Below are 6895 nucleotides of genomic sequence, written 5' to 3'. Positions count from 1 at the left end.
TCAGTTTTCAATGTTCATTTTAATATTTCATAATGGAGCGGGTGATGGGAATCGAACCCACAACATCAGCTTGGAAGGCTGAGGTTTTGCCATTAAACTACACCCGCATATTTTCATATAAATCATATGTAATGTATTTTGATGCGGCCGAGAGGACTTGAACCTCCACGGGATAAATCCCACTAGGCCCTCAACCTAGCGCGTCTGCCATTCCGCCACGGCCGCTCGGTTGACGCTAAAATTTTCCGTTCATCAAGTTAACGTACTCAATTGTAATATGTTTGAAATGTTTTGTCAATAAGTTTTTAAAATTTCTTTAACAAACTTAATAAGTCCTTCATTTAATTTCATATTATTTTCGCAACGTTTAATATCATATAACATAAATTATATATCGTCAACACATACAAATAACGAATTAGAGTAAAATATTCATTTTTATTTATTTTATCTAATTAAATGCACAAATTTCACATAATTATATCGTCTTTTTAATATCAAACGTGTAAAGTGATTCTTAAATAAAAAAGAGCTGAAAAGTATCAGCTCTCTTGCTACTTAAATTCACTATTTAAAAATGGCTTTGTTCTATCAATTTCCCTTTGCAATGTCCACAAAGCATTTTATTTAAATTCACTTTTCTTATTCTAGCATATTTCACACCACAGTTTGAGCATTTATAGATGTACCTAACTCGATTCTCATAGCTTTCAACTGCTGAACAAAATCTCGGGGCACCTGTTTGCGCACTGAGTAACTTGAAATCTTTATCTTTGTGTTTATATCCTTTTCCTTGTATATGAAGATGGTAATGACATAATTCATGTTTAATAATATCAATAACTGCCTTTTCACCGAAAGCGTCATATTGCTTTGCATTTATTTCTATATTGTGTGTATTCAGTATATAACGACCCCCAGTTGTTCTAAGTCGTTTATTAAAATAAGCTTTATGTTTAAACGGCCTTTTAAAAATTGTGATAGAAATAGACTCTGTCATGCTTTGTAATTTTTCATTATCCATGAGGATCAATCATAGTTAGTGATACTTTCCCTTTCTTGTCCTCAATGTCTAATATCCAAACATCAACAATATCTCCAACACTGACAACATCCATTGGGTTTTTAACAAATTTTTTAGATAATTTTGAAATGTGTACAAGGCCATCTTGTTTAACACCAATATCAACAAAGGCTCCAAAGTCAACCACATTTCTTACAGTTCCACTTAACTTCATATCTTTCGATAAATCTTCAATCGATAAGACATCCGATTTTAATATTGGTGTCTCAAATTCATCACGTGGATCTCTATTTGGTGCAATTAACGACTTGATAATATCTTCAAGGGTAGGTTCGCCAATGTTTAGCTTTGTAGCCATGTCAGTCAAATCCACATGATTTAAAGCTGTTTTCAAATCAGCTTTTCCTAAATCATCTGCACTAAAACCAATCTCACTTAACAATTGATAAGTTGCTTGGTAACTTTCTGGATGAATTGATGTATTATCTAAAGGTTCACTACCATTGATAATTCTTAAAAAACCAATACTTTGTTCAAATGTTTTAGCACCTAACCTTTTTACTTTGGCAATATCCTTATTGTGTTTAATAGGCCCATTTTCTTCACGGTATAAAATTATGTTTTGGGCTATAGTCGAAGACAGACCCGACACATATTGCAATAGTGAGCGTGAAGCTGTATTTACATCAACACCTACTTGGTTAACAGCTGTTTCGACAACAAAAGTTAACGCGCCCTCCAATGCTTTTTGGTTAACATCATGTTGATATTGACCAACACCAATTGATTTTGGGTCAATTTTTACAAGCTCACTTAACGGATCTTGTACCCTTCTTCCAATCGAAACAGCACTACGTTCTTCTACTTGAAAATCTGGGAACTCTGAACGAGCGATTTCTGAAGCAGAATAAACAGAAGCTCCAGCCTCGTTAACAATTATAAATTGTGTTTTTAATTTATGTTTTTGAATCATTGAAGCTACAAATTGTTCTGTTTCTCTACTAGCTGTACCATTACCGATAGCAATTAAATCAACATCATAGTTATTTACAAACTGAACAAACGTTTTCTCCGCGTCTTCCTTTTTATTTACTGGTGGATGTGGGTATATTACTCCTTTAGCTATAAAAGTGCCAAAAGGATTTATTACAGCCAATTTACAACCTGTTCTAAAAGCAGGATCCACTCCTAGAATTTGTTTCCCTTTCATTGGTGGTTGTAATAATAAATTTCTTAAATTTTCGCTGAATACATCAATAGCATGTTTTTCAGCTTTTTCTGTTAGGTCACCTCTTATCTCTCTTTCAATCGAAGGCATGATTAGTCTTTTCAAACTATCAGCAATCGCATTTTCAATAATTGTTGAACCTTCATGATGATGAATCATTTCATGCTTACGAATAAAATTCTCAATGCCTTGAATATCTATATCTATTTTAACTGATAGTATTTTTTCTTTTTCTCCCCGATTGATTGCTAATGTTCTATGATTTGCAATTTTTTTAATTGGTTCTGAATAATCATAATACATTGAAAAAATCTCTTGGTCATCCTCAGCATTCTTTTTCTTTTGTGTAACAATTTTGCCATGCTGGAAAGTATCTTTAAGTATTTTAGTTCTATATTTAGGTTCATCTGAAACTTTTTCTGCAATAATATCTTGCGCACCTTGTATTGCTTGTTCTATATTTTTTATTTCTTCATTGAAAAATTGAGTTGCTTTTTCTTCTATTGTCATTTCTAAACTAGGATTTTTGAGCCATTTTGCAAAAGGTTCTAAACCTTTTCTTTTCGCTTCCGTAGCTCTTGTTTTCTTTTTCTGTTTATAAGGTCTATATAAATCTTCAACTCTTTGTAGCTTTGTTTGCTTTAAAATGTCATTTTTTAATTCTGTAGTCAGTAAACCTTGTTCTTCTATATTATGTATAACTTCTTCTTTTCTTTTTTGAAGATTAACCATATATTGATATTCATCATTAATTTGTTTTATTTCTACTTCATCTAACCCGCCAGTCTGTTCTTTACGATAGCGTGCAATAAATGGTACTGTATTTTTTTCTTCAAGCAACGTTAATACTGCATTAATTTGTTTACTTGAAAATTTATATTTTTCTTTTATAGATTGTATTAAATTACTATCCATAGTATCCTCCACTCATAAATAAAAAATTTATTACTAATACTTATATATTCTAACATATAACGTTATCTTGATTCTTTTCCTAAAAATAATCGAAGTATAAAAAAGCAGAATTCATTAAATGAATTCTGCTTTAAGCATATATTTTATTGTTTTGCTGCTTCTTGAAGTTTCTTAATTGCTGTTCGTTGTAACCGGGATACATGCATTTGACTTAAACCTATTCTTTCACCTGTTTCTTTTTGACTTAAACCTTCAATAAATGTGCACTGTATAATCTCTCTTTCCCGTTCAGATAAAATTGGGAGTATTTTTTCTAATATCATACGCTTTTCAGTTAAATCATAATTATCATCTTGTTGCCCCATAATATCTAATAATGTAACAGTCGATCCGTCTTTATCCGCTTCAATGGAATGGTCTACACTTAATGCATTATAACTTTGACCCATTTCCATAGCTTCGAGCACATCTTCTTCATTGACTTCCAACCTATCGGCAATTTCAGCAATAGAAGGTGAGCGCTCTAACTCATTTGTCAATTCATCAGTCACTTTCTTAATACGGGGTCCGATTTCTTTAATTCGCCTAGGAACGTGCACACTCCACGTTTTATCACGTAGATAACGCTTAATCTCACCAATTACAGTTGGTACTAAAAAAGCTTCGAACTTTCTATCAAAAGATAGGTCGAATCGGTTAATTGCACCAATTAAACCAACCATACCAACCTGAACGAGATCTTCGTGATGAGATTGACCTTTTGAATATTTATATGCCAATGATTCAATCAACTTTTTATAATGTTTAACAAGTTTATCTTGAGCATCTGAATTCTCATTATTTTGATGCTCCATTATCCACTGGTTGATTTGTTCAGGTGATACGTCATTAACTGATTTCGACTCTCTCGCCATTATTTCGCACCTGCTCTTTTTTTATATACTTAATCATGCTAATGGTTACACCAGAGTTTTTATCCACTGTAACTTCATCCATTAAAGATTCAATTAAAAATAAACCAAGACCTCCCTCTCTAAGGAAATCTATATTTTCATTGTCTTTATATGGTCCTAATTTTGCTTTTGTTTCTTCATAATCGAAACTTTCCCCTTGATCGGAAATTACTATTTTAATTTTATCATCAAAAATTTCAAAACAAAGGTTAATCATTCCTACATCCGTAGCATCGTTTTTATATGCGTGTTTTACTGCATTTGTTACTGCTTCGCTCACTGCTATTTTGGCATCTTCTATATCGTCATATGACGCCCCAGCCCGTGAAAATACACCTGATAGAGTCAAACGTATTAAGCTTACATACTCTGCTGATGCTGGTAAACGCATTTCTATATAATCTTGTTTAAGTTGCATGTTATTCGACCTCCGTTCCTTCATTAACATGCATCAAATCTTTTAAACCTGTGATATCAAATAGTCGACTTATTCGATCTGAAGCACCTAATATATATAATTCTTTATCATTTTGATTTAAAGCCTTTAATGTTCCGACAAATAGTCCTAAACCGGTTGAATCCATATAACTAACATTTTCTAAATTTACATATATATCATGCGTTCCCTCTTGTCTCATCGGCATGAGTACTTCTTCAAGTTCTGGAACAGTATAAACATCTAATTCTCCGCCAACTTTAACTTCATAATGTGTATCATGTGATATTGTTTCAATATTTAGATTCATAAATTACACTCCTAAGCATAGTCTCATTAATAACCGTTATACCCTTTTATTTTAAACATTAATCTTATCTAATTCACTCTTTTTATTATCAATATTGTTAAATCGTCTCTTTTTTCTGGATTTTGAATTTTTAAAATTGCTTCATATAAAAGTTGAACAATGTCTTGTGGATGCATATGTTTATACTTTTTTATCATATCTAGTAAATAACTTTTATCTAAAAAGTCACCAGCTTCATTTCTTACTTCTGTGACACCATCTGTAAAAATGATAACTAAGTCATCTAAATGAACGGGTATTTCTTGTTGATTGTATCGTGTTTGTTGGCTAACACCTAAAACGCGACCTCTCACTTTAATTTCCTCAAATGTTTCGGTTTCAGCTCTATAAATATACCCTGGCTCATGGCCAGCAGAACTGCAATATAACAAGTGGTTTAATTCTTCATACAGTCCATAAAACATCGTTACGAACATATTTTGATTCACATTTTTTTCTACCACGCGATTCAATCGTTTAAGACCATCGCTTGGCAATTGGGAATGCCCATATGAATCCATACCAAATTTGATCATACTCATAGCTAAGGCAGCAGGTATACCTTTACCTATAACATCTGCTACCGCAAAACTCATCGTACCGTCTTTATGATCTATTAAATTAAAGTAATCGCCACTAACCTTTTGCGCAGCTACGGAAATTACACCGATTTGAATACTATCGAATTGAGGAATATCTGTCTTAAGCATCGTTTGCTGTAAACGGGATGCTAAGTCGATTTCTTTATCATGATATTGTAATCGATTTACAAGATCTTGATAATCTCTATAATTATAGCCAAATCCTTTTACTACTTCTTTAAGTACGTTGAATGTTTTAGAAATTTGTTCACTACTTAACTCTAATGCTTGAACATAATTTTTATGAATTTCAACGATATCTTCTGGTAGCAAGTCTTTTCTTTTCACTTCTTCGGTGAAGCCTTCACACTTTTTTAATAAATCTGTCTCATTTACTGTGTGTAGACTTTCGTCAATTAGCGCTTTATATTGATTTTTGAACTCTTTCACTCAGTATTTCCTCCTCAAAATGCAAATATAAATCGCATACATCGGTTTTAACAAGAATATATTCTGTTATATGTATGTGTATTAAATATTTAATCAAGCAATACAGTTTTGTTTCTAGCAAAGTGAGATGTTTTTAAATACATACTTTACGTTGATATCGAAAAAAGCTTTAGGATAACCTAAAGCTTTTCAACTTAAACATCCTATTCATAAATATTTGATTACAAACACACGCTTTATTTTCTCTGTTCTATTTCAAATTATCTTGGAATTAAGTGTTTGTTGCATGTATAAGGAATTGATGTCTGTTATTCGTTATTTTATTACGCTCACTTTTAAAAATTATGTTCTATGATTTCTAATATTATGTAAACCTAGGCTAATATCTATAGCATTATTAACTTCTTGCATTTTTTCTTCAGATAGATATGTCAGTTTTTCTTTTAATCTGTTCTTGTCTAACGTCCGTATTTGCTCTAACAATATAACAGAATCTTTGTCGAGTTTATACTTGCTTTTTTCTATTTCTACATGTGTAGGTATTTTAGCTTTATTAATCCTACCTGTAATTGCAGCTACAATTACGGTAGGACTATACTTGTTACCAGTATCATTTTGTATAATGACTACGGGCCTTATTCCCCCTTGTTCAGAACCCTGTACTGGTGACAAATCAGCTAAATAAACGTCTCCTCTTCTCATCATTCATTGTTATTCTTAGATATAATGTAGACTTCATTGCAATCGCAAGCTTCACATTCAAATGGAAATGCTTCCGCCGCAAGGGAGAGATTCAAGTCAGCCATTTGCGAATAGCCTTCTTTTAATAGTTGTTCAATACTATGATTTCTGCTTTGATTAAAACTTGCCATGAATAAAGACCTCCATGTGACTAAAATAGAATATATTGAGATTTCTTGTTAGATATATAATAACAAATTTTAAATACAGTGACTATA

Annotated in this window: 8 protein-coding genes and 2 tRNA genes; all 10 read right to left on the bottom strand. The window is 32.0% G+C overall.

Annotation, left to right across the window (positions count from 1 at the left end):
• Window positions 1-33: 33 nt before the first annotated feature.
• A tRNA-Gly gene (locus tag KA833_RS12540) sits at window positions 34-107 on the bottom strand.
• Between the two features lie 35 nt (window positions 108-142).
• Window positions 143-225: transfer RNA gene (locus KA833_RS12535), tRNA-Leu, on the bottom strand.
• Between the two features lie 346 nt (window positions 226-571).
• A complete protein-coding gene (locus KA833_RS12530) occupies window positions 572-1024 on the bottom strand; it encodes a SprT family protein (RefSeq protein ID WP_064209859.1) in 453 nt (150 codons plus the stop codon).
• A complete protein-coding gene (locus tag KA833_RS12525; RefSeq protein WP_210128434.1) occupies window positions 1017-3167 on the bottom strand; it encodes a Tex family protein in 2151 nt (716 codons plus the stop codon). Before KA833_RS12525 ends, KA833_RS12530 begins: the two co-directional genes overlap by 8 nt.
• Before the next feature lie 143 nt (window positions 3168-3310).
• Window positions 3311-4081 (bottom strand): RNA polymerase sigma factor SigB, encoded by a 771-nt coding sequence (gene sigB / locus KA833_RS12520; RefSeq protein ID WP_210128433.1) that lies wholly within the window; start codon window positions 4079-4081, stop codon window positions 3311-3313.
• Window positions 4056-4538, bottom strand: a complete 483-nt coding sequence (rsbW, locus tag KA833_RS12515; RefSeq protein WP_064209857.1) for an anti-sigma B factor RsbW — start codon at window positions 4536-4538, stop codon at window positions 4056-4058. The genes sigB and rsbW overlap by 26 nt, the downstream gene beginning before the upstream one ends.
• 1 nt (window position 4539) lies before the next feature.
• On the bottom strand, window positions 4540-4866 hold the full coding sequence (locus KA833_RS12510) for an anti-sigma factor antagonist (protein WP_046207788.1): 327 nt from the start codon (window positions 4864-4866) through the stop codon (window positions 4540-4542).
• A gap of 68 nt (window positions 4867-4934) precedes the next feature.
• Complete coding sequence (locus KA833_RS12505) at window positions 4935-5936, bottom strand: SpoIIE family protein phosphatase (protein ID WP_046207787.1); 1002 nt, start codon at window positions 5934-5936, stop codon at window positions 4935-4937.
• A 342-nt stretch (window positions 5937-6278) separates the two neighbouring features.
• The gene (locus tag KA833_RS12500; protein ID WP_019468010.1) at window positions 6279-6641 is read right to left on the bottom strand and encodes a type II toxin-antitoxin system PemK/MazF family toxin; all 363 of its coding nucleotides are present in this window, start codon (window positions 6639-6641) and stop codon (window positions 6279-6281) included.
• Window positions 6638-6808 (bottom strand): type II toxin-antitoxin system antitoxin MazE, encoded by a 171-nt coding sequence (gene mazE / locus KA833_RS12495; RefSeq protein ID WP_046207786.1) that lies wholly within the window; start codon window positions 6806-6808, stop codon window positions 6638-6640. The genes KA833_RS12500 and mazE overlap by 4 nt, the downstream gene beginning before the upstream one ends.
• Window positions 6809-6895 lie beyond the last annotated feature (87 nt).

The organism is Staphylococcus sp. GDY8P67P, assembly GCF_017892545.1.
In the GTDB taxonomy this organism is placed as follows: Bacteria; Bacillota; Bacilli; order Staphylococcales; family Staphylococcaceae; genus Staphylococcus; species Staphylococcus ureilyticus.
This window is presented reverse-complemented; position numbering and strand designations above follow the sequence as displayed.

Bases quoted from the DNA above. Each gene is read 5' to 3' on its own strand.
- KA833_RS12530 (WP_064209859.1), bottom strand. From the start codon at position 1,024: ATGGATAATGAAAAATTACAAAGCATGACAGAGTCTATTTCTATCACA.
- KA833_RS12525 (WP_210128434.1), bottom strand. From the start codon at position 3,167: ATGGATAGTAATTTAATACAATCTATAAAAGAAAAATATAAATTTTCA.
- sigB (WP_210128433.1), bottom strand. From the start codon at position 4,081: ATGGCGAGAGAGTCGAAATCAGTTAATGACGTATCACCTGAACAAATC.
- rsbW (WP_064209857.1), bottom strand. From the start codon at position 4,538: ATGCAACTTAAACAAGATTATATAGAAATGCGTTTACCAGCATCAGCA.
- KA833_RS12510 (WP_046207788.1), bottom strand. From the start codon at position 4,866: ATGAATCTAAATATTGAAACAATATCACATGATACACATTATGAAGTT.
- KA833_RS12500 (WP_019468010.1), bottom strand. From the start codon at position 6,641: ATGATGAGAAGAGGAGACGTTTATTTAGCTGATTTGTCACCAGTACAG.
- mazE (WP_046207786.1), bottom strand. From the start codon at position 6,808: ATGGCAAGTTTTAATCAAAGCAGAAATCATAGTATTGAACAACTATTA.